The sequence below is a fragment of the Streptococcus mitis genome (assembly GCF_946190155.1).
Lineage (GTDB): Bacteria > Bacillota > Bacilli > Lactobacillales > Streptococcaceae > Streptococcus > Streptococcus mitis_CL.
Genome location: NZ_CAMHZL010000004.1, coordinates 23,694 through 46,606 on the forward strand (window position 1 = coordinate 23,694; position 22,913 = coordinate 46,606).

Here is a 22,913-nt window from a genome sequence, read left to right on the forward strand (position 1 = left end):
TTAAATGAGTAGTAAGAATACAAATAAGGAAATTCTTTGTTGTCTTGAAGTGGCTTCCTTTTGTCTTTAGAAAACACCTCTAAGTATGGTAAAATAGTAGGAGAATAATGTGAGGAAAATGAATGTCAAATAGTTTTGAAATTTTGATGAATCAACTGGGGATGCCTACTGAAATGAGACAGGCTCCTGCTTTAGCACAGGCTGATATTGATCGAGTTGTGCTTCATAAAATTAGTAAGGTATGGGAGTTTCATTTCGTATTTTCTAATATTTTACCGATTGAAATCTTTTTAGAATTGAAGAAAGGTTTGAGCGAAGAATTTTCTAAGACAGGTAATAAAGCAATTTTTGAAATCAAGGCTCTGTCTCAAGAATTTTCAAATCAACTCTTGCAGTCCTACTATAGGGAGGCTTTCTCTGAGGGGCCATGTGCTAGTCAAGGTTTTAAGTCTCTTTATCAAAATTTGCGAGTTCGTGCGGAGGGCAATCAGCTATTTATTGAAGGAACTGAGGCGATTGATAAGGAACATTTTAAGAAGAATCATCTTCCTAATTTAGCGAAACAACTTGAGAAGTTTGGTTTTCCAACTTTTAATTGTCAAGTAGAGAAGAATGATATCCTGACCCAAGAGCAGGAAGAGGCCTTTCATGCTGAAAATGAGCAGATTGTTCAAGCTGCCAATGAGGAAGCGCTCCGTGCTATGGAGCAACTGGAACAGATGGCACCTCCTCCAGCGGAAGAGAAACCAGCCTTTGATTTTCAAGCCAAAAAAGCTGCAGCTAAACCCAAGCTGGATAAGGCGGAGATTACTCCTATGATCGAAGTGACGACTGAGGAAAATCGTCTGGTCTTTGAAGGGGTTGTTTTTGATGTGGAGCAAAAAGTGACCAGAACAGGGCGTGTTTTAATCAACTTTAAAATGACGGACTACACTTCAAGTTTTTCTATGCAAAAGTGGGTTAAAAATGAGGAAGAGGCTCAGAAATTTGACCTCATCAAGAAGAATTCTTGGCTCCGAGTGCGTGGAAATGTGGAGATGAATAACTTCACACGTGATTTGACTATGAACGTGCAGGATGTGCAGGAAGTTGTTCACTATGAGCGCAAGGATTTGATGCCAGAAGGTGAGCGTCGGGTTGAGTTTCACGCTCATACTAACATGTCGACCATGGATGCTCTGCCAGAGGTCGAAGAAATCGTTGCAACAGCTGCTAAGTGGGGACACAAGGCGGTTGCCATCACGGACCATGGAAACGTTCAGTCCTTCCCACACGGCTATAAGGCGGCTAAGAAAGCGGGAATCCAGCTGATTTATGGAATGGAAGCCAATATCGTGGAGGACCGTGTCCCTATCGTCTATAACGAGGTGGAGATGGACTTGTCGGAAGCGACCTACGTGGTCTTTGACGTGGAAACGACGGGGCTATCAGCTATCTATAATGACTTGATTCAGGTTGCGGCTTCTAAGATGTACAAGGGGAATGTCATTGCTGAATTTGATGAATTTATCAATCCCGGGCATCCCTTGTCGGCCTTTACCACGGAGTTGACTGGAATTACAGATGATCATGTCAAAAATGCCAAGCCACTAGAACAAGTTTTGCAAGAATTCCAAGAATTCTGCAAGGATACAGTCTTAGTTGCCCATAATGCTACCTTTGACGTTGGCTTTATGAATGCCAATTATGAGCGTCATGGTCTGCCAAAGATTAGTCAGCCAGTTATTGATACACTTGAGTTTGCTAGAAATCTCTATCCTGAGTATAAACGTCATGGTTTGGGGCCTTTGACCAAGCGTTTTGGTGTGGCCTTAGAACATCACCACATGGCCAACTACGATGCGGAAGCTACAGGTCGACTACTTTTCATCTTTATCAAAGAAGTAGCAGAAAAACATGGAGTGACCGATCTAGCTAGACTCAACATTGATTTGATTAGTCTAGATTCTTACAAAAAAGCTCGGATTAAGCATGCAACTATTTATGTCAAGAATCAGGTAGGTCTAAAAAATATCTTTAAGCTGGTTTCATTGTCTAATACCAAGTATTTTGAAGGGGTGCCACGAATTCCGAGAACAGTTCTAGATGCCCATCGGGAAGGTTTGATTTTAGGTTCAGCTTGCTCTGAAGGTGAAGTTTTTGATGCAGTCGTTTCCCAAGGTGTGGATGCGGCGGTTGAGGTGGCCAAGTATTATGACTTTATTGAAATCATGCCACCAGCTATCTATGCTCCCTTGATTGCCAAGGAGCAGGTCAAGGATATGGAAGAACTCCAGACCATTATCAAGAGTTTGATAGAGGTGGGAGACCGTCTTGGTAAGCCTGTTCTGGCTACGGGGAATGTCCACTATATCGAACCAGAAGAAGAAATTTACCGTGAAATTATTGTCCGTAGTTTGGGACAGGGGGCGATGATTAACCGGACTATTGGTCATGGCGAACATGCCCAACCGGCACCACTTCCAAAGGCTCATTTTCGAACGACTAATGAGATGTTGGATGAATTTGCCTTCTTGGGAGAGGAATTAGCTCGGAAATTGGTCATTGAAAACACCAATGCCTTGGCAGAAACCTTTGAACCCATTGAGGTTGTTAAGGGTGACTTGTACACGCCTTTCATCGACAAGGCTGAAGAAACAGTTGCTGAGTTGACTTATAAGAAAGCTTTTGAGATTTATGGAAATCCTCTACCAGATATTGTTGATTTGCGGATTGAAAAAGAATTAACGTCTATTCTGGGGAATGGATTTGCTGTGATTTATCTAGCTTCCCAGATGCTGGTGCAACGTTCCAATGAACGGGGCTACTTGGTGGGTTCTCGTGGGTCTGTCGGATCTAGTTTCGTTGCGACCATGATTGGGATTACTGAGGTCAATCCTCTCTCTCCTCACTATGTCTGTGATCAGTGTCAGTACAGTGAGTTTATCACAGATGGTTCTTATGGTTCAGGATTTGATATGCCCAATAAGGACTGTCCTAAATGTGGTCATAAACTCAGCAAAAACGGGCAAGATATTCCTTTCGAGACCTTCCTTGGTTTTGATGGGGACAAGGTTCCCGATATTGACTTGAACTTCTCGGGAGAAGACCAGCCTAGCGCCCACTTGGATGTGCGTGATATCTTTGGTGAAGAATATGCCTTTCGTGCAGGAACGGTTGGTACGGTGGCTGCTAAGACTGCCTATGGATTTGTCAAGGGTTACGAGCGAGATTATGGCAAGTTTTATCGTGATGCAGAGGTAGAACGCCTCGCTCAAGGTGCAGCTGGTGTCAAGCGGACAACAGGTCAACACCCAGGGGGAATCGTTGTTATTCCGAACTACATGGATGTTTACGACTTTACGCCTGTCCAGTATCCAGCGGATGATGTGACGGCTGAATGGCAAACGACTCACTTTAACTTCCATGATATCGACGAGAACGTCCTCAAACTCGATGTGCTGGGACATGATGATCCGACCATGATTCGGAAACTTCAGGATTTGTCTGGTATTGATCCCAATGAAATTCCTATGGATGATGAAGGAGTTATGGCTCTCTTTTCTGGGACGGATGTGCTAGGGGTAACATCTGAGCAAATTGGTACGCCGACGGGAATGTTGGGGATTCCAGAATTTGGAACTAACTTTGTACGTGGGATGGTAGATGAGACGCATCCGACGACTTTTGCGGAGTTGCTTCAGTTGTCAGGGTTGTCCCACGGTACCGACGTTTGGTTGGGAAATGCCCAGGATTTGATCAAGCAAGGGATTGCTGACCTATCAACCGTTATCGGTTGTCGAGACGACATCATGGTTTACCTCATGCATGCTGGTCTCGAACCTAAGATGGCCTTTACCATCATGGAACGGGTACGTAAGGGCTTGTGGCTCAAGATTTCAGAAGAGGAACGCAATGGTTATATTGAAGCCATGAAGGCTAATAAGGTGCCAGAGTGGTATATCGAATCCTGTGGGAAAATTAAGTACATGTTCCCTAAAGCCCATGCGGCAGCCTACGTTATGATGGCCTTGCGTGTAGCTTACTTCAAGGTTCATCATCCCATTTATTACTACTGTGCTTACTTCTCCATTCGTGCTAAAGCTTTTGATATCAAGACTATGGGGGCGGGCTTGGATGCCATCAAACGCAGAATGGAAGAAATCGCTGAAAAACGGAAGAACAATGAAGCCTCTAATGTGGAGATCGATCTCTATACAACTCTTGAGATTGTCAATGAGATGTGGGAGCGTGGCTTCAAGTTTGGGAAGTTAGACCTCTACCGTAGTGATGCGACTGAATTCATCATTGACGGAGATACACTGATTCCACCATTTGTCGCTATGGATGGTCTGGGAGAGAACGTTGCTAAGCAGTTGGTGCGAGCGCGTGAAGAGGGAGAATTCCTCTCTAAAACAGAACTCCGCAAACGTGGTGGACTCTCATCAACCTTGGTTGAAAAGATGGATGAAATGGGGATTCTTGGAAATATGCCAGAGGATAACCAGTTGAGTTTGTTTGATGAGTTGTTTTAAGGTCTTTGAGGAAAAAAGATGAAACTAAGAATTTTTGCGGAAGATAAGCCGGCTGAGAAGGTATTTGAATATCAATTAGAACTTGCTGATCAGACAATTCTTCTATCAACAGCACTCTTGTCAGGTGCCATTGCTTTAGCAGGATTATTCTCTGCTTTGAAAGAAAAATAAAAATAGAAAAGAGAAAATTATATGGTTTTACCAAATTTTAAAGAAAATCTAGAAAAATATGCGAAATTGTTGGTTGCAAATGGTATCAACGTGCAACCTGGTCACACTTTGGCTCTCTCTATCGATGTGGAGCAACGTGAGTTGGCTCACTTAATCGTCAAAGAAGCTTATGCTTTGGGTGCACATGAGGTGATCGTTCAGTGGACAGATGATGTCATCAACCGTGAGAAATTTCTCCATGCTCCGATGGAGCGTCTGGACAATGTGCCAGAATACAAGATTGCTGAGATGAACTATCTCTTGGAGAACAAGGCTAGCCGTCTTGGAGTTCGTTCATCTGATCCAGGTGCCTTGAACGGTGTGGATGCTGACAAGCTATCAGCTTCTGCTAAAGCTATGGGACTTGCCATGAAGCCAATGCGTATCGCAACTCAATCCAACAAGGTTAGCTGGACGGTAGCAGCCGCTGCTGGACTTGAGTGGGCTAAGAAAGTCTTTCCAAATGCTGCGAGCGACGAAGAAGCAGTCGATCTCCTTTGGGACCAAATTTTCAAAACTTGTCGTGTCTACGAAGAAGATCCTGTTAAGGCTTGGGAAGAGCATGCAGCTATCTTGAAGAGCAAGGCCGATATGCTTAATAAAGAGCAATTTTCAGCCCTTCACTACACAGCGCCAGGGACCGATTTGACCCTTGGCTTGCCGAAGAACCACGTTTGGGAATCAGCTGGTGCTATCAATGCACAGGGCGAAGGATTCTTGCCAAATATGCCGACAGAGGAAGTCTTCACAGCGCCTGACTTCCGTAGCGCAGATGGTTATGTAACCTCTACAAAACCACTTAGCTATAACGGAAATATCATCGAAGGCATTAAGGTGACCTTTAAGGATGGACAAATCGTAGATATCACTGCTGAGAAGGGTGATCAAGTGATGAAAGACCTTGTATTTGAAAACGCGGGCGCGCGTGCCTTGGGTGAATGTGCCTTGGTACCAGATCCAAGCCCAATTTCTCAGTCAGGCATTACCTTCTTCAACACCCTCTTCGATGAGAATGCTTCAAACCACTTGGCTATCGGTGCGGCCTATGCAACTAGCGTTGTTGGTGGAGCGGAGATGAGCGAAGAAGAGCTTGAAGCTGCAGGGCTTAACCGTTCAGATGTGCACGTGGACTTTATGATTGGATCTAGTCAAATGGATATCGATGGTATCCGTGAGGATGGGACACGTGTGCCACTCTTCCGTAACGGAGATTGGGCAAATTAAGGAGATAATATGTTAGGAAGTATGTTCGTTGGTCTCCTAGTGGGATTTTTAGCAGGTGCTCTGACCAATCGTGGAGAGCGAATGGGATGTTTTGGAAAAATGTTTCTAGGCTGGATTGGTGCCTTTATAGGCCACTTGCTTTTTGGGACTTGGGGACCGATAATAGCAGGAACTGCCATTATTCCGGCAGTACTAGGTTCCATGATTGTCTTAGCGATTTTCTGGAGACGAGGAAGTTAATTTCTTAAATCTGATATTCAATGAAAATCAAAGAGCAAACTAGGAAACTAGCCGCAGGCTGCTCAAATCACTGCTTTGCGGTTGTAGATAGAACTGACGAAGTCAGCTCAAAACACTGTTTTGCGGTTGCAGATAGAACTGACGAAGTCAGTAACATATATACGGCAAGGCGACGTTGACGCGGTTTGAAGAGTATGAAACGAAAAGGAGGTTGGTCATTGTACCAGCCTCCTTTTGAGTATGATATAATAGTTCTATGAGATTAGATAAATTTTTAGTGGCCTGCGCTGTGGGGAGTCGGACTGAGGTCAAAAACATGCTCAAGGCTGGGCGCGTGACGGTAAATGGTAAAAAAGAGAAATCAGCGAAACTGCAGATTGATGAAGAAAGAGATGAGATTCGCTTTGATGGGCAAGTGTTGGAGTATGAAGAGTTTGTCTACTACATGATGAATAAGCCCCAAGGAGTTATCTCAGCGACTGAGGATCCCAAGCACAGAACCGTTCTGGACTTGTTGGATGATATTGCTCGGAGCAAGGAAGTTTTCCCAGTAGGACGCTTGGATATTGATACACATGGTCTTCTACTCTTGACCAATGATGGCCAGCTTGCCCATGCTCTTCTTTCGCCCAAGCGTCATGTGGACAAGACTTATCAGGCACAAGTCAAGGGAATTATGACCCAAGAAGATGTGGAGATATTTGCCAAGGGAATTCCTCTCAAAGACTTTACCTGTCAACCCGCTAGACTGGAGCTTGTGTCCATAGATACAGAAAAGAATCAAAGCCAAATCCGTGTGACCATTGCAGAAGGGAAGTTTCATCAGGTCAAACGAATGGTTGCCTATTGCGGCAAGGAAGTAGTAGACTTGCAACGTTTGACTATGGGAACTCTAGTCTTGGATGAGAACTTGCAACGAGGAGAATGGCGTCGCTTGACCAAGAAAGAATTAGAGGTTCTCCTTGCAAGTATTGCTTAGTTTGGTTTATATTCGAAAAAGGTGAGGGAGAATGTCCTTGCCTTTTATGTTTTTCAGTTGCTTCCTTTGTGAAAAGAGTTATAATAGACTTTAGAATAAAAGGAGGACTCTATGAACGCGATTCAAGAATCATTTACTGATAAACTATTTGCCAATTATGAAGCAAATGTAAAATACCAAGCGATTGAAAATGCTGCCAGCCACAACGGAATTTTTGCAGCCCTAGAACGTCGTCAGAGCCATGTAGACAATACGCCTGTTTTCTCATTGGATTTGACCAAGGACAAGGTAACCAACCAGAAAGCGTCTGGTCGTTGCTGGATGTTTGCAGCTCTTAACACCTTCCGCCACAAACTCATCTCACAATACAAATTGGAAAATTTTGAGTTGTCACAGGCCCACACCTTCTTCTGGGACAAGTATGAGAAATCAAACTGGTTCTTGGAGCAAGTGATTGCGACTGCAGACCAAGATTTGACGAGCCGTAAGGTTAGCTTCCTACTTCAAACTCCCCAACAAGATGGCGGTCAATGGGATATGGTCGTTTCTCTCTTTGAGAAATACGGTGTCATGCCTAAGTCAGTTTACCCTGAGTCTGTTTCATCTAGTAGTAGCCGTGAGCTAAATGCAATCCTTAACAAATTGCTTCGCCAAGATGCTCAAATCTTGCGTGACTTACTAGCTTCTGGCGTTGACCAAGCGACTGTTCAATCTAAGAAAGAAGACCTCTTGCAAGAAATCTTTAACTTCCTTGCTATGTCATTGGGTCTTCCACCACGTAAATTTGACTTTGCTTATCGCGATAAGGATAACAACTACCAAAGCGAAAAAGGTATCACACCACAGGAATTTTATAAGAAATATGTCAATCTTCCTCTAGAAGATTATGTTTCTGTTATCAATGCTCCAACTGCTGACAAGCCTTACGGCCAATCTTACACAGTTGAGATGTTGGGGAATGTGGTTGGTAGCCGTGCAGTTCGCTACATCAACGTTCCAATGGAGCGCTTGAAAGAGTTGGCGATTGCCCAAATGCAAGCAGGAGAGACTGTTTGGTTTGGTTCTGATGTGGGTCAGCTCAGCAATCGTAAAGCTGGAATCCTTGCGACAGATGTTTATGACTTTGAATCAAGCATGGATATTCAATTCACTCAAGACAAGGCTGGACGTCTGGATTACAGCGAAAGCTTAATGACCCATGCTATGGTCTTGACAGGTGTGGACTTGGACGAAAATGGCAAGTCAACCAAGTGGAAGGTTGAAAACTCATGGGGAGACAAGGTCGGTACAGATGGTTACTTTGTTGCCTCAGACGCTTGGATGGACGAATACACTTACCAGATTGTTGTTCGCAAAGAATTGCTGACAGCCGAAGAACAAGCTGCCTATGAAGCAGAACCAATTGTACTTGCACCATGGGATCCGATGGGAGCCTTGGCAGAATAATACTCTTCGAAAATCTCTTCAAACCACGTCAGCTTCGCCTTGCCGTAGGTATATGTTACTGACTTTGTCAGTTCTATCTGCAACCTCAAAACAGTGTTTTGAGTAACCTGCGGCTAGCTTCCTAGTTTGTTCTTTGATTTTCATTGAGTATAAAAACATAGAAAAAAGGAATCAGGTTTAGAACCTGGTTCCTTTTGAGTTTCTTGATTACATGATACCGAAGAAACGAGCTGCGATACCTACTGCAAAGAGTGCAAGGATGATTGAGATTGGTGATACTTTTTTCTTAAGCAACCACATGCAAAGGAAAGTAAGGAGAAGTCCCATCAATCCTGGAATCAATGAGTTCAACTGACCTTGAAGGGTTTGTGGTTGAATCTTATCTAGGCTCAATCCTCCAAGTGCTTGACCAAGGATACCTTTCAATTCAGCACCTGATACAGGACCTTCTGGGAAGTTGATGTAGGCACCTTCAGCCAATTGTTTACCAGGAAGGTTAACTGTGAAGTTGATAGATACCCAACGTTGTACAAGGACGGCAAGGATGAACATACCAAGGATAGAAGCACCTTTAGTGATGTCTTTCAAGATACCACCAGACATATCTTTAGTGATTTCAGATCCAGCCTTGTAACCAAACTCTTGTGTGTACCATAGGAAGGCCATACGGATAGCATTCCATCCGAAGAAGAAGAGAAGTGGACCAACCAAGTTACCAGATGCAGCAAGTGATGCACCAAGAGCTCCAAGGATAGGACGAACTGTAAACCAGAATACTGGGTCACCGATACCAGCAAGAGGTCCCATCATACCGATCTTAACCCCTTGGATAGCAGCGTCGTCGATTTCAACACCGTTCGCACGTTCTTCTTCAAGTGCAAGAGTAACCCCCATGATTGGAGCAGCTACGTATGGGTGAGTGTTGAAGAACTCAAGGTGGCGCTCAAGAGCAGCCGCTTGGTCTTCTTTAGTAGTGTACAATTTTTTGATAGCTGGGATCAATGAGTAAGCCCAACCCAAGTTTTGCATACGCTCGTAGTTCCAAGAACCTTGAAGGAATTGTGAACGCCACCAAACTTTTTTACGATCTGATTTTGATAATTGAAGTTTTTCAGTCATGATTGTTCCCCTTTCTAGTAGTCTTCTAGGATATCACCGATTGGGTCGTTAGAAGTCGCAGCTCCTCCGCCACCATTACCACCTTGTTTTGAAAGGTTAAGATAGATGAAGGCAAGGGCAACACCGATTACACCAAGGGCAATCAAAGTCAATTGAGAAATGGCAGCAAAAGCAAAACCGATTGCGAAGAATGGCCATACTTCACGAGTCGCCATCATGTTGATAACCATAGCGTAACCAACGGCAACAACCATAGCACCACCGACAGCCATACCACCATTCAACCAGTCTGGCATCAATTTAAGAGCGTCTTGAACGGCAGAAGCTGGGATAGCGATAAGGAAGGCTGCAGGGATAGCAATACGAAGACCTTGAAGAAGAAGTGCGATAAAGTGAGCACGTTCAACAGCTGCAATATTTCCTTCTTTAGCAGCTGCGTCTGCAGTGTGAACCAAACCAACTGAGATTGTACGAACAATCATTGTCAAGAAAAGTCCAGCTACGGCAAGAGGGATAGCTGTTGCTGTTGCAACGGCGATACCTTCAGTAGTAAAGTTACCACCTTTGATCAAGATGATTGCTGCGGCAACAGATGCAAGAGCAGCGTCAGGAGCTACGGCAGCTCCGATGTTTGCCCAACCAAGGGCGATCATTTGAAGTGATCCACCAAGCATAACCCCTGCTTCAAGGTTACCTGTTACAAGACCGATAAGGGTACATGCGACGATTGGTTGATGGAATTGGAATTGGTCGAGGATACCTTCAAGACCTGCAAGGAAGGCAACAACTACAACCAAGATAGCAGAAATAATTGAAATATCTGACATGGTTTTATTCCTTTTCTATTTAATGATAATAAAGTGAAAAATTTTCTTAGAATTCTTCGATAGTTATTGATGTCTATTATTGAACGTTGGCTTTGCTGATCAAATCAAACAAATCTTTTTTGGTGTCGTTTGGTACTTTACGTACGTCAAATTCAACACCGAGGTCACGCATTTTTTCAAATGTTGCAACGTCGTCTTTATCCATAGACAAAACGTTGTTAATCATTGTTTTACCTGTTGAGTGAGCCATAGAACCTACGTTAAGAGTCTTGATTGGCACGCCGCCTTCGATTGCACGAAGGGCATCTTGAGGTGTTTCAAACAAGATAAGGGCATGTGTTTCTCCAAAACGTGGGTCTTTTGAAACCTCAATCAATTTTTGGATTGGTACAACATTGGCTCTTACTCCATTAGGAGCAGCTTGTTTAATCAATTCTTTACGAAGGTCGTCGTTAGCAACGTTATCTGAAGCAACGATGATACGATCTGCTTTTGAGTCTGGAGTCCAAGCAGTTGCAACCTGACCGTGAAGTAAACGAGTGTCTAGACGGGCAAGGTTAATCTTGAGTTTTCCATCACCGATAACAGTTCCTTCTGGGATAGCAGTTTGGGCAACTGGAGCAGCTGCAGCACTTGCAACTTCCTCAGCTGGATTTAGCTCTTCTGGAAGAGCTTTGATGCCATCTTTGGCTTCTTTAATAATATTAGCAGCGACTTTTTCTACACCTGCAGCAGCGTCCATCAGGCGCTCTGTATAGGCTTGAATCAACATCGGTAAGTTAAGTCCTGTGATGATGGCAAACTTACGCTCAGGATTTTCTCCCATCACGCGGCTAGCTTGGTTGAATGGAGATCCACTCCAAAGGTCAGCCAAAACTAGAACCTCATCTTCTGCGTCAAATGCAGCAACAGCGTTATTAAACTTAGCGTATAGATCATCAGGACCTTCATTTGGCATAAAGGTTACAACTTGAACCTTTTCTTGTTCACCAAAGATCATAGATCCTGACTGATGAATACCCGCAGCAAATTCGCCGTGGCTCGCAATAATGATTCCGATACTCATTATTGTCATTCCTCCTTTTTTGTTTTAGTTTTCGTTTAAGAAAACTTTAAGACTAAATAAGTATAAACCGTTTTCATCTAAAAATCAACTATTTATCATAAAATAGTTAAAAAGATTACATCTGAAAATGTTGATATATTAAGTTTTTTGAGAACTTTTTTGAATCCTTATTTAAAAATTTAATATAAAAAAGTTGGAAGCGTATTCCAACTTTTAAAATAGGTTTTTATTAGATTAGTGGGTGAAGTCGAGTACCATACGTCCTTGAATTTGACCTTTTTCCATTTCGTCGAAAATGGCTACGGCATCTTCTACTGGACGTTTTTGAACAACTGGAACTACTAAACCTTCTGCACCGAATTGGAAGGCTTCTTCCAAGTCTTTACGAGTTCCAACAAGAGAACCGATAACTTGGATTCCATCTAGAACGGTTTTGACGATACTGAGTTCCATCATTTCAGAAGGAAGACCGACAGCGACGACGCGACCACCGGCACGAACTGAGTCAACAGCCTGATTGAAGGCAACTTTAGATACAGCAGTTACGACAGCTGAATGAGCTCCTCCATCAGTTTTTTCCTTGATGAGTCCTGGTACATCATCAACTTCGAGGCCGTTAATCACAATGTCAGCGCCTACTTCTTTTGCAAGGGCAAGTTTGTCATTGTTGATATCAACTGCGATAACATGAGCGTTGAAAACTTTTTTAGCATATTGAACTGCGAGGTTACCAAGTCCACCAGCACCGTAAAGAACAACCCATTGGCCTGGTTCAACTTTGGCCTCTTTAATAGCTTTATAGGTTGTTACACCAGCACATGTGATAGAAGAAGCTTGGGCTGGATCAAGTCCGTCAGGAACTTTAACAGCATAGTCTGCAGTTACGATACATTGTTCAGCCATACCACCATCTACTGAGTAGCCAGCATTTTTTACTGTACGGCAAAGGGTTTCACGGCCAGTTGTACAGTATTCGCAAGTGCCGCATCCTTCAAAGAACCAAGCAACGCTGACACGGTCGCCAACTTTAAGACTTTTAACATCTGGTGCAATTTCTTTAACGATACCAACACCTTCGTGACCTAGGACACGTCCTGGTACCTGACCGAAGTCGCCATGGGCAACGTGGAGGTCAGTGTGGCAAACACCACAGTATTCAATTTCTACAAGTGCTTCCCCAGTTTCAAGTGGACGGAGTACTTTTTCTTCAACAGCAACACCAGTGCTTTCTGGATTTACAACAACAGCTTTCATAGCTATCCTCCTTGATATTGACCGAGAACAGGGACAACGGGACTGGATTGATTTTGTGTCAACAGAGTCGAGTATGACGAGCTCTCTTGTATTTATATGTGAATTATATCACAAAAGTAAGCCTTTTCCAAGGTTTTGGAAGCAAAAAGTAGAACAATCGATTAACTGGTTGATGAGACTGTGAAAAGAGCACAAAGACCAGATCGCAAGCTGGTCGGTATGAACTATAAGAATAAGTCCTGTAGGGTTTGGGCAACCCCATCTTGGTCATTGGTTAGGGGGAGTTGCTCATCTGCATAAGGGAGCAATTCTGGATTGGCATTTTTCATTGCATAGCCTTTTCCAGCAAAAGATAGCATCTCAGTATCATTGTGTTCATCTCCAAAGGCAATCAAATCTTTTTTGTCGCGGTTCATTACCTTGAGCAAGTAGTCTAAGGCGAAGGCCTTATTGACACCTTTTGGGGTACACTCAAGGATATTGAGCGGACCACCCCAAGTATTAATAGAAAGTTGATGCTGGTAGAAGGCGTTCATTTCTTTTGCCAGGGCATATTTGTCACTGGCTCTGGTCTGTAACAGAATACAGTTAGGATCCTTGGTTACCAACTCAGGCTGGAATCGATTTTCAGGCTGGAAAGCTTCCACACCAAATAGTTTGGGATTGGCAATTTCTTCATTAGGATTTGTAATGTAGAATTTTTTACGATATTCTCCAGCGATAAAATCGGCTTGAATGTCCTCTGAACGTTGAACCATGTCTAGCAGATATTTTTTGTCTACAGTCAAACACTTTTCAAAGTCCCAAATTTTGTCTGGTAAATGAGTGAGGGAGCCGTTGAAGTTAATCATAGGAGTGTCTAAGCCTAATTCACGGTAGAAATCTTTTGACATACGGTAAGGGCGACCTGTCGTAATAATAACCTGATGCCCTTTTTCAGTAACTTTTTTAATAGTTTCTTTGGTAAAGTCAGAAATCTGACTGTCTGAGTTGAGCAGGGTTCCATCCAGGTCAACTGCAATAATTTTCTTCGTCATAGGGACCTTTCTAGTGTCTTTTCAGATAAGATGTCTACTATTATAGCAGAAAGCAGGCAGAAAAGCAGATTCGAAACAAAAAAAGAAATTTCATCAAATTCTTAAATAAATCAAACAAAGATATTGAAAAAGTGAATGATAAATGATATAATTCTATTATTGTTCGTAAAAATTAAAAGGAGATTGATAATGGACAAATTATTTAAACTAAAAGAGAACGGTACAGACGTTCGTACAGAGGTTCTCGCTGGTTTAACAACTTTCTTTGCAATGAGCTATATTCTCTTTGTAAACCCACAAATTCTTTCGCAAACAGGAATGCCTGCTCAAGGTGTCTTCCTAGCGACGATCATTGGTGCAGTAGCGGGTACCTTGATGATGGCCTTCTATGCTAACTTACCTTATGCTCAAGCGCCAGGTATGGGTCTTAACGCCTTCTTTACATTTACAGTCGTATTTGGACTCGGTTATTCTTGGCAAGAAGCCCTAGCTATGGTCTTCATCTGTGGGATTATCTCATTGATTATTACCTTGACAAATGTTCGTAAAATGATCATTGAATCGATTCCAAATGCTCTTCGCTCAGCTATTTCAGCTGGTATCGGTGTCTTCCTTGCCTATGTAGGGATTAAGAATGCTGGACTTTTGAAATTTACGATTGATCCAGGCAACTATATTGTTGTAGGAGAAGGGGCTGACAAAGCTCAAGCAACGATTGTAGCAAACTCTTCAGCAGTTCCAGGCTTGGTCAGCTTTAATAATCCAGCTGTTTTGGTGGCTCTTGCAGGACTTGCCATTACTATCTTCTTTGTTATCAAAGGGATTAAAGGGGGAATTATCCTCTCTATCTTGACAACAACTGTTCTTGCTATCGCAGTTGGTTTGGTAGATTTGTCTAGTATCGATTTTGCTAATAACCATGTTGGTGCAGCTTTTGAAGACTTGAAGACAGTCTTTGGTGCAGCTCTTGGTTCAGAAGGTTTGGGAGCTTTGATTTCAGATACAGCTCGCTTGCCTGAAACTCTGATGGCTATTCTTGCCTTCTCATTGACAGATATTTTTGACACGATTGGTACCTTGATCGGTACAGGTGAAAAAGTTGGTATCGTAGCGACAAATGGTGAAAATCACCAATCAGCTAAGTTGGATAAGGCTCTTTACTCTGACTTGATTGGTACTTCAATTGGTGCCATCGCTGGTACTTCGAACGTAACGACTTATGTTGAGTCTGCTGCTGGTATCGGTGCAGGTGGACGTACTGGTTTGACAGCCTTGGTCGTGGCAATCTGTTTTGCTATCTCAAGCTTCTTTAGCCCACTTCTAGCGATTGTACCAACAGCCGCTACAGCTCCAATCTTGATTATCGTTGGGATTATGATGTTGGCTAGTTTGAAAAATATCCATTGGGATGATATGGCTGAAGCGGTTCCTGCCTTCTTCACATCTATCTTTATGGGATTCAGCTACTCTATCACTCAAGGGATTGCAGTTGGTTTCTTGACTTACACTTTGACTAAGCTTGTCAAAGGTCAAGCTAAAGATGTTCATGTCATGATTTGGATTTTGGATGCCTTATTTATCCTTAACTACATTAGCATGGCCTTATAATAGGATGACCCAGGGGGGGGTTCCCCCTTTTTTTAATATAAAGTCTAGGAGATGAATGATGGAAGAGAAAAGTATGTGGAAAGAATTGTTGAATCGTGCAGGTTGGATTTTGGTCTTTTTGCTAGCGACAATTTTATATCAGATTCCTTTGGCAGTTACTTCCATTTTAACTTTAAATGCAGTACCACTGTTACAGTCAGGGCTGATAGTTGCTGGTATTTCAATTGTGGTTTTAGCGCTATTTATTATTGGAGCTCGTAAAACGCAGTTAGCAAGTTTTAATTTTTCTTTTTTTAGAGCTAAGGATTTGGCACGTTTGGGATTAAGTTATTTAGTCATTATCTGTTCAAATATACTTGGTTCCATTTTATTGCAACTATCAAATGAGACGACAACAGGGAATCAGTCTCAGATTAACGATATGGTTCAGAATAGTTCTCTGATTTCCAGTTTCTTCTTACTGGCCTTGCTTGCTCCGATTTGTGAGGAAATCTTGTGCCGTGGGATTGTTCCTAAAAAGATTTTCCGAGGAAAAGAGAACTTGGGATTTGTAGTCGGTACGATTGTGTTTGCTTTATTGCACCAACCAAGTAATCTACCTTCTTTATTGATTTATGGAGGTATGTCGATTGTTCTGTCTTGGACGGCATACAAGACCCAACGTTTGGAAATGTCTATCTTACTTCACATGATTGTGAATGGGGTTGCTTTCTGTTTGTTGGCTCTCGTGGTGATTTTGAGTCGGACATTAGGGATTTCTGTTTAAGATTTTTGACAATTGCTTACTTGTTTCTACTGGGAAAAAGATGAATGCAATCGTGTCCATCTTTTTCTTTTTATGGTAAAATAGAGAAATAATATGATGAAAAGCCTTGAGGGAGTGACCGATATGTCAAGTAAAGCCAATCATGCAAAGACAGCTATTTGCGGAATTATCAATGTAACCCCAGACTCCTTTTCGGATGGTGGTCAATTTTTTGCTCTTGAGCAGGCACTCCAGCAGGCTCGTAAATTGATAGCAGAAGGGGCTAGTATGCTAGATATCGGCGGAGAATCGACTCGGCCGGGAAGAAGTAGCTATGTTGAGATAGAAGAGGAAATCCAGCGTGTTGTTCCAGTGATTAAAGCGATTCGCAAGGAAAGTGATGTCCTTATTTCTATCGATACTTGGAAGAGCCAGGTGGCAGAGGCCGCTTTGGCTGCTGGTGCTAATCTAGTTAATGATATCACTGGTCTCATGGGTGATGAAAAAATGGCCCATGTAGTTGCAAAGGCTGGAGCAAAAGTAGTCATTATGTTTAATCCAGTCATGGCGCGACCTCAGCACCCTAGCTCGCTCATCTTCCCTCATTTTGGATTTGGACAAGCTTTTACAGAGGAAGAGTTAGCTGACTTTGAAACATTGCCAATCGAAGACTTGATGGGGACTTTCTTTGAAAGAGCACTAGCGAGAGCAGAGGAAGCTGGGATTGCACAAGAAAATATCCTGTTGGATCCGGGAATCGGCTTTGGTCTGACCAAGAAAGAAAATTTGCTTCTTTTACGGGACCTGGATAAACTACATCAGAAGGGCTATCCAATCTTTCTTGGAGTGTCGCGCAAGCGGTTTGTTATCAATATCCTTGAAGAAAATGGTTTTGAAGTCAATCCTGAGACAGAACTTGGTTTCCGCAATCGAGATACGGCTTCGGCTCATGTAACCAGTATCGCTGCGAGACAGGGTGTGGAAGTGGTGCGCGTGCATGATGTAGTTAGTCACAGGATGGCAGTTGAAATTGCCTCTGCCATTCGTCTGGCTGATGAAGCGGAAGATTTAGATTTAAAACAATATAAATAAGATGAAAGAAATTCAAAACAATCAGTGGATTGCTAACTACCGGACGGACCAACCGCATTTTGGCTTGGAACGAATGGAGGAACTATTAGCTTTGCGTGGCAATCCCCATCTCAAACTCAAGGTCATCCATATCGGAGGGACCAATGGCAAGGGTTCGACCATTGCTTTTTTGAAAAAGATGCTAGAAAAGCTAGGGCTGAGAGTTGGCGTGTTTAGCTCGCCCTATCTCATTCATTATACAGACCAGATTAGCATCAATGGGGAATCTATCCCAGAGGCTAGACTAGAAGCCCTCATGGCAGACTATCAGTCTTTGTTGGAAGGGGAATCGGCTACCAATTTGCAGGGTACAACTGAGTTTGAAATAATTACAGCTATAGCCTATGATTACTTTGCCTCAGAGCAAGTAGATGTGGCCATCATGGAAGTGGGTATGGGCGGACTCTTGGATAGTACCAATGTCTGCCAACCCATTTTAACAGGTATCACGACTATTGGACTGGACCATGTAGCCCTACTTGGTGATACCTTGGAAGCTATAGCAGAGCAGAAGGCTGGTATTATCAAACAAGGTATTCCCTTGGTGACGGGCCGTATCGCTCCAGAAGCCTTGGCTGTGATTGACCGCATTGCGGAAGGGAAAGATGCGCCGAGACTTGCCTATGGGTCAGATTATCAGGTCAGCCATCAAAAGAGTGTGGTTACAGGCGAAGTCTTTGACTATACAAGTGTTGTCAGACAAGGTTGCTTCCAGACTGGCCTGCTTGGTTTGCACCAGATAGAGAATGCTGGGATGGCCATAGCTTTACTTGATACTTTTTGTAAAGAAGATGGTAGAGAACTAGCAAGCAATCACTTGCTTGCTCAAGCCTTGGAAGAAACAAGTTGGCCAGGGCGTTTGGAAATCGTGTCAAGAGATCCCTTGATGATTTTGGATGGAGCCCACAATCCTCATGCCATAAAGGCTTTAGTAGCAACCTTGCAAGAACGCTTTGCGGATTATCGTAAGGAAATCCTCTTTACTTGCATCAAAACCAAGGCCTTGGAGGATATGTTGGATTTGCTGGGGACCATGCCGAATACCGAGCTTACCCTGACACATTTTGACGATAGTCGGGCGACTGATGAAAGCGTGCTGAAAGAGGCAGCTAAGTCTAGAAATCTCAGCTACCAAGATTGGCAGGATTTTCTAGAGCAGAAATTGACAGATAAAAGAGAAGAGAAACAAACAGTTAGGATTGTCACAGGTTCCTTGTATTTCTTGAGCCAAGTGAGAGCCTATCTGATGGAGAGGAAAAACGAGAATGGATACACAAAAGATTGAAGCAGCTGTAAAAATGATTATCGAGGCAGTCGGAGAGGACGTTAATCGCGAGGGCTTGCAGGAAACACCTGCTCGTGTCGCTCGTATGTACCAAGAGATTTTTTCAGGTCTTGGTCAAACAGTGGAGGAACATTTGTCAAAATCCTTTGAGATTATTGACGATAATATGGTGGTAGAAAAGGATATTTTTTTCCATACCATGTGTGAACACCACTTCTTGCCATTTTATGGTAGAGCGCATATTGCCTATATTCCAGATGGCCGTGTAGCAGGTTTGTCTAAGCTAGCCCGTACGGTTGAAGTTTATTCTAAAAAGCCGCAAATTCAAGAACGTTTGAATATCGAAGTGGCCGATGCCTTGATGGACTATCTAGGTGCTAAAGGAGCCTTTGTTGTCATTGAGGCGGAACATATGTGTATGAGCATGCGTGGTGTCAGAAAACCAGGCACAGCAACCTTAACGACAGTAGCTCGTGGTCTATTTGAAACAGATAAGGACCTCCGAGACCAGGCTTATCGTTTAATGGGACTGTAAAAAAATCCGCTTTGGGCGGATTTTTCTAGAAAGGAATCATTATGGATCAACTGCAGATTAAGGATTTGGAAATTTTTGCCTATCATGGTCTTTTTCCTAGTGAGAAGGAATTGGGGCAAAAATTTATCGTTTCAGCCATCTTATCTTATGATATGACCAAGGCGGCTACAGACTTGGATTTGACGGCCTCTGTCCATTACGGAGAATTGTGTCAGCAGTGGACGACTTGGTTTCAGGAAACAACTGAGGACTTGATTGAAACGGTAGCCTACAAACTGGTAGAACGTACCTTTGAGGCTTATCCTCTTGTCCAAGAAATTAAGCTGGAACTGAAAAAACCTTGGGCGCCAGTGCATTTGCCACTAGATACTTGCTCGGTAACCATTCATCGCCGCAAGCAACGGGCCTTTATCGCCCTAGGAAGTAATATGGGAGATAAACAAGTAAACTTGAAACAAGCCATTGAGAAAATGCGAAATAGAGGTATCCATATTCTCAAAGAGTCCAGTGTCTTGACGACGGAGCCTTGGGGTGGTGTGGAGCAAGATAGCTTTACCAATCAAGTGGTTGAGGTTGAAACCTGGTTGCCCGCCCCAGTTCTATTAGAGACCTTGTTAGCCATTGAGTCAGAGATGGGACGGGTGAGAGAGGTATATTGGGGGCCTCGTTTGATTGATTTGGACTTGCTCTTTGTGGAGGACCAGGTCATTTATACAGACGACCTTATTTTGCCTCATCCTTACATAGCGGAACGCCTTTTTGTTCTTGAGTCCTTACAGGAAATTGCGCCTCATTTTATCCATCCGACATTAAAGCAACCGATCCGTAACTTGTATAATGCTTTGAAAAAATAGAAAAAACTCTAGTTTTCAGTCACTTGCAACTGAAGGCTAGAGTTTTTATACTCTTCGAAAATCTCTTCAAACCACGTCAGCGTCGCCTTACCGTAGGTATGGTTACTGACTTCGTCAGTTCTATCCACAACCTCAAAACAGTGTTTTGAGCAACCTGCGGCTAGCTTCCTAGTTTGTTCTTTGATTTTCATTGAGTATTAAAATAGGTCATTTTCTTCTGGGAGGAGGATAGTTTCTCTACCATCCATGTCTAAAACCAGTACTCTGGGCGGATAAAGAGGGTCGAAAGGGTGGTTAAAGTCAAAATCAATAGCTGTAGGGAGATGTTGACTTGAAAAGTGGAAGGTGATTTTTCCATGGTTATTGAGCAATTGAAACTCGAGTTCTTCTTCCAATTCAAAGACATTTTTTAAGAAGTGATCAATAATATACCAAAAAGAGTCAATGACATCATCAGGCAAGCTGGTAACAATTCCAAAACTAGCAGACCGCATGTGGGTATCGGTAAAAGCCATATTTCAGCCCCCTTTCTTTTTCCTTATCATACAGCAAATAGGATTAAAAATCAAGAAAAGGTTATTTTTTCTTCATAAACATAGTTTTCTATGAAATTTTTTTCAAATAATCTTCAAAAAATACTTGAAAGTGTTTACAAATAGTGATAAAATGGAATAAGTAGAATCATGAAAACGAAATTTTCATACCGTCTCTTTTTTTGGAGTCTCGTGAGGTATGATATAGAAAGGAAATAGAATGAATACAGACGATACAGTAACGATTTATGATGTCGCCCGTGAAGCAGGAGTTTCAATGGCGACGGTTAGCCGTGTAGTCAATGGCAATAAGAATGTAAAAGAGAACACCCGTAAAAAAGTGCTTGAGGTGATTGATCGTTTGGATTACCGTCCAAATGCCGTGGCGCGTGGTCTTGCAAGTAAAAAGACAACCACTGTCGGTGTCGTGATCCCAAATATTACCAATGGCTATTTCTCAACGCTTGCTAAAGGGATTGATGATATCGCTGAAATGTACAAGTACAATATCGTCCTTGCTAATAGTGATGAGGACGATGACAAGGAAGTTTCAGTTGTCAATACACTATTTTCTAAGCAAGTGGATGGTATCATCTTTATGGGGTACCACTTGACTGAAAAAATTCGTTCAGAGTTTTCTCGCTCTCGGACACCAGTTGTTCTTGCAGGAACTGTGGATGTAGAACATCAGCTTCCAAGTGTCAATATTGACTACAAACAAGCAACGATTGATGCAGTAACCTACCTTGCTAAAGAAAATGAGCGCATTGCTTTCGTTAGCGGTCCACTAGTGGATGACATCAATGGTAAGGTTCGTTTGGTTGGCTACAAGGAAGCCTTGAAAAAAGCAGGTATTTCTTATAGCGAAGGATTGGTATTTGAATCTAAATACACTTATGAGGATGGCTATGCCTTGGCAGAACGCTTGATTTCATCAAATGCAACTGCAGCAGTTGTGACAGGTGATGAATTGGCAGCAGGTGTCTTGAATGGTTTGGCTGATCACGGTGTGTCAGTACCAGAAGAGTTTGAAATCATTACTAGTGATGATTCACAAATCTCACGCTTTACCCGTCCAAACTTGACAACTATCGCCCAACCTCTCTATGACCTTGGTGCTATTAGCATGCGTATGTTGACTAAGATTATGCACAAGGAAGAGTTGGAAGAGCGTGAAGTTCTCTTACCTCATGGTTTGACAGAACGTCGCTCAACACGAAAACGTAAATAGAAAAAATCAGGGAATCATGAAGATTTCCTGATTTGTTTTTAGAGAAGAGACTTACCCTTCCATATAGTCTTTCAAAGCCTGTCCTCTTAGTCCGGCATTGAGAGCGATGAGGAGTTTCAAGCGGGCTTTCTGGGCGTTTAGTTCTTTAACAAAGAAAACACCAGATTTTCTTAACTGCACGCCCCCACCTTGGTAGGCATAAACAGGTTCAGCAATACCGTTAAAGCATCGTGAAACCAGGGCGACTGGGATTCCTTTTTGTAGAAGGCTTTCTAATTTTTGAGCCGTTTCTTTGGGAACATTACCGGCCCCGAAGGCTTGGATAATCAAGCCGTCCAATTGTTCCAAATCCAGCATATCAATTAGCTCATCTGTCATACCAGCATAAGCTGAGATGATAGGGACCAAGCCTTGTATGTGATCAAGGTCAAAGCGAACACGAGGTTCAGCTGTTTTGAAGTAGAGGATTTCCCGCTTCGTAATCAGACCAAGTGGTCCATGTGTTGGGGTCTGGAAGGTGCCGACGTTGGTTGTATGCGTCTTGGTAACATACTTGGCAGCATGGATTTCATCGTTCATAACAACCAAAACCCCTTTGTCCGCAGCTCTTTCATCGCTAGCCACTCGTAAAGCACTCAGATAATTATAAACACCGTCACTTCCGAGTTCGTTGGAGCTACGCATGGCACCTGTTAGAATGATAGGCATATGGGGAACTTCCATGGTATCAAGGAAATAGGCTGTTTCCTCTAAAGTATCGGTTCCGTGTGTGATCACGACACCATCGTAGTTATCTGCTTCCTCTTTAATTTTTTGGTAGAGGGCCAGCATATGCTTGGGTTTGATATGGGGGCTTGGTAGGTTAAAAAAGTCCAAGGCGTGGACTTGGATTCCTTCAAGTGGGTTGGACACATGGTTCATGGGATTATCTGAACTCGTCACGACAGCGCCAGAAGCATCGGCCTGCATGGAAATAGTCCCACCCGTGTGTAAAACAAGAATTTTCTTAGGCATGATTTACTCACTCTTTCTGAAATGTGGTATAATCATTGTATCACAAAAGGGGAGATTGGGA

Annotated in this window: 20 protein-coding genes; 13 read left to right on the forward strand and 7 right to left on the reverse strand. The window is 42.9% G+C overall.

Annotation, left to right across the window (positions count from 1 at the left end; all coding sequences use genetic code 11):
• The first annotated feature begins 122 nt into the window (after positions 1–122).
• The 6 genes from N8O80_RS04510 to pepC all read left to right on the forward strand — a co-directional run bounded on the left by N8O80_RS04510 (position 123) and on the right by pepC (position 8,613).
• A complete protein-coding gene (locus N8O80_RS04510; RefSeq protein ID WP_261027036.1) occupies positions 123–4,514 on the forward strand; it encodes a PolC-type DNA polymerase III in 4,392 nt (1,463 codons plus the stop codon).
• An 18-nt stretch (positions 4,515–4,532) separates the two neighbouring features.
• Positions 4,533–4,685, forward strand: coding sequence for a hypothetical protein (locus N8O80_RS04515; RefSeq protein WP_000776626.1), 153 nt, complete (start codon positions 4,533–4,535; stop codon positions 4,683–4,685).
• 21 nt (positions 4,686–4,706) lie between these two features.
• Positions 4,707–5,948 (forward strand): aminopeptidase, encoded by a 1,242-nt coding sequence (locus tag N8O80_RS04520; protein WP_261027038.1) that lies wholly within the window; start codon positions 4,707–4,709, stop codon positions 5,946–5,948.
• A gap of 9 nt (positions 5,949–5,957) precedes the next feature.
• Entirely contained in the window at positions 5,958–6,188 is a 231-nt protein-coding gene (locus tag N8O80_RS04525) for a GlsB/YeaQ/YmgE family stress response membrane protein (protein ID WP_049487295.1), read from the forward strand.
• A 256-nt stretch (positions 6,189–6,444) separates the two neighbouring features.
• Complete coding sequence (locus N8O80_RS04530) at positions 6,445–7,167, forward strand: pseudouridine synthase (protein WP_261027042.1); 723 nt, start codon at positions 6,445–6,447, stop codon at positions 7,165–7,167.
• Between the two features lie 111 nt (positions 7,168–7,278).
• Entirely contained in the window at positions 7,279–8,613 is a 1,335-nt protein-coding gene (pepC, locus tag N8O80_RS04535) for an aminopeptidase C (protein ID WP_261027043.1), read from the forward strand.
• 207 nt (positions 8,614–8,820) lie between these two features.
• On the opposite strand, the gene N8O80_RS04540 is transcribed toward pepC, so the two are convergent.
• From N8O80_RS04540 to N8O80_RS04560, 5 genes are all read right to left on the reverse strand, one after another.
• Positions 8,821–9,732, reverse strand: coding sequence for a PTS system mannose/fructose/sorbose family transporter subunit IID (locus N8O80_RS04540; protein ID WP_000136858.1), 912 nt, complete (start codon positions 9,730–9,732; stop codon positions 8,821–8,823).
• A gap of 14 nt (positions 9,733–9,746) precedes the next feature.
• Positions 9,747–10,559, reverse strand: coding sequence for a PTS mannose/fructose/sorbose transporter subunit IIC (locus N8O80_RS04545; RefSeq protein ID WP_261027044.1), 813 nt, complete (start codon positions 10,557–10,559; stop codon positions 9,747–9,749).
• Between the two features lie 76 nt (positions 10,560–10,635).
• The gene (locus tag N8O80_RS04550) at positions 10,636–11,625 is read right to left on the reverse strand and encodes a PTS sugar transporter subunit IIB (protein ID WP_261027045.1); all 990 of its coding nucleotides are present in this window, start codon (positions 11,623–11,625) and stop codon (positions 10,636–10,638) included.
• Between the two features lie 234 nt (positions 11,626–11,859).
• Complete coding sequence (adhP, locus tag N8O80_RS04555; protein ID WP_000649182.1) at positions 11,860–12,879, reverse strand: alcohol dehydrogenase AdhP; 1,020 nt, start codon at positions 12,877–12,879, stop codon at positions 11,860–11,862.
• Between the two features lie 224 nt (positions 12,880–13,103).
• Positions 13,104–13,916, reverse strand: a complete 813-nt coding sequence (locus N8O80_RS04560) for a Cof-type HAD-IIB family hydrolase (RefSeq protein WP_261027046.1) — start codon at positions 13,914–13,916, stop codon at positions 13,104–13,106.
• A 189-nt stretch (positions 13,917–14,105) separates the two neighbouring features.
• Between N8O80_RS04560 and N8O80_RS04565 the strand changes: the two genes are divergently transcribed.
• From N8O80_RS04565 to folB, 6 genes are all read left to right on the forward strand, one after another.
• Complete coding sequence (locus N8O80_RS04565; protein WP_049547108.1) at positions 14,106–15,524, forward strand: NCS2 family permease; 1,419 nt, start codon at positions 14,106–14,108, stop codon at positions 15,522–15,524.
• A gap of 58 nt (positions 15,525–15,582) precedes the next feature.
• Complete coding sequence (locus N8O80_RS04570; protein WP_261027048.1) at positions 15,583–16,290, forward strand: CPBP family intramembrane glutamic endopeptidase; 708 nt, start codon at positions 15,583–15,585, stop codon at positions 16,288–16,290.
• 93 nt (positions 16,291–16,383) lie between these two features.
• Positions 16,384–17,361, forward strand: coding sequence for a dihydropteroate synthase (folP, locus tag N8O80_RS04575; protein ID WP_261027049.1), 978 nt, complete (start codon positions 16,384–16,386; stop codon positions 17,359–17,361).
• 1 nt (position 17,362) lies between these two features.
• The gene (locus N8O80_RS04580; RefSeq protein ID WP_261027050.1) at positions 17,363–18,685 is read left to right on the forward strand and encodes a bifunctional folylpolyglutamate synthase/dihydrofolate synthase; all 1,323 of its coding nucleotides are present in this window, start codon (positions 17,363–17,365) and stop codon (positions 18,683–18,685) included.
• On the forward strand, positions 18,666–19,220 hold the full coding sequence (gene folE, locus N8O80_RS04585) for a GTP cyclohydrolase I FolE (RefSeq protein ID WP_261027051.1): 555 nt from the start codon (positions 18,666–18,668) through the stop codon (positions 19,218–19,220). The genes N8O80_RS04580 and folE overlap by 20 nt, the downstream gene beginning before the upstream one ends.
• 41 nt (positions 19,221–19,261) lie before the next feature.
• A complete protein-coding gene (folB, locus tag N8O80_RS04590; protein WP_261018769.1) occupies positions 19,262–20,074 on the forward strand; it encodes a dihydroneopterin aldolase in 813 nt (270 codons plus the stop codon).
• Positions 20,075–20,271: 197 nt separating this feature from the next.
• Here folB and N8O80_RS04595 read toward each other — a convergent pair whose 3' ends face one another.
• Positions 20,272–20,589: a DUF960 domain-containing protein gene (locus tag N8O80_RS04595; protein WP_261027052.1), complete on the reverse strand. Its 318-nt coding sequence runs from the start codon at positions 20,587–20,589 to the stop codon at positions 20,272–20,274.
• A gap of 238 nt (positions 20,590–20,827) precedes the next feature.
• Between N8O80_RS04595 and ccpA the strand changes: the two genes are divergently transcribed.
• On the forward strand, positions 20,828–21,838 hold the full coding sequence (gene ccpA, locus N8O80_RS04600; RefSeq protein WP_020900851.1) for a catabolite control protein A: 1,011 nt from the start codon (positions 20,828–20,830) through the stop codon (positions 21,836–21,838).
• Between the two features lie 51 nt (positions 21,839–21,889).
• Here the strand turns inward: ccpA and N8O80_RS04605 are convergent, their stop codons facing one another.
• Positions 21,890–22,852: an asparaginase gene (locus tag N8O80_RS04605; RefSeq protein WP_261027053.1), complete on the reverse strand. Its 963-nt coding sequence runs from the start codon at positions 22,850–22,852 to the stop codon at positions 21,890–21,892.
• Positions 22,853–22,913 lie beyond the last annotated feature (61 nt).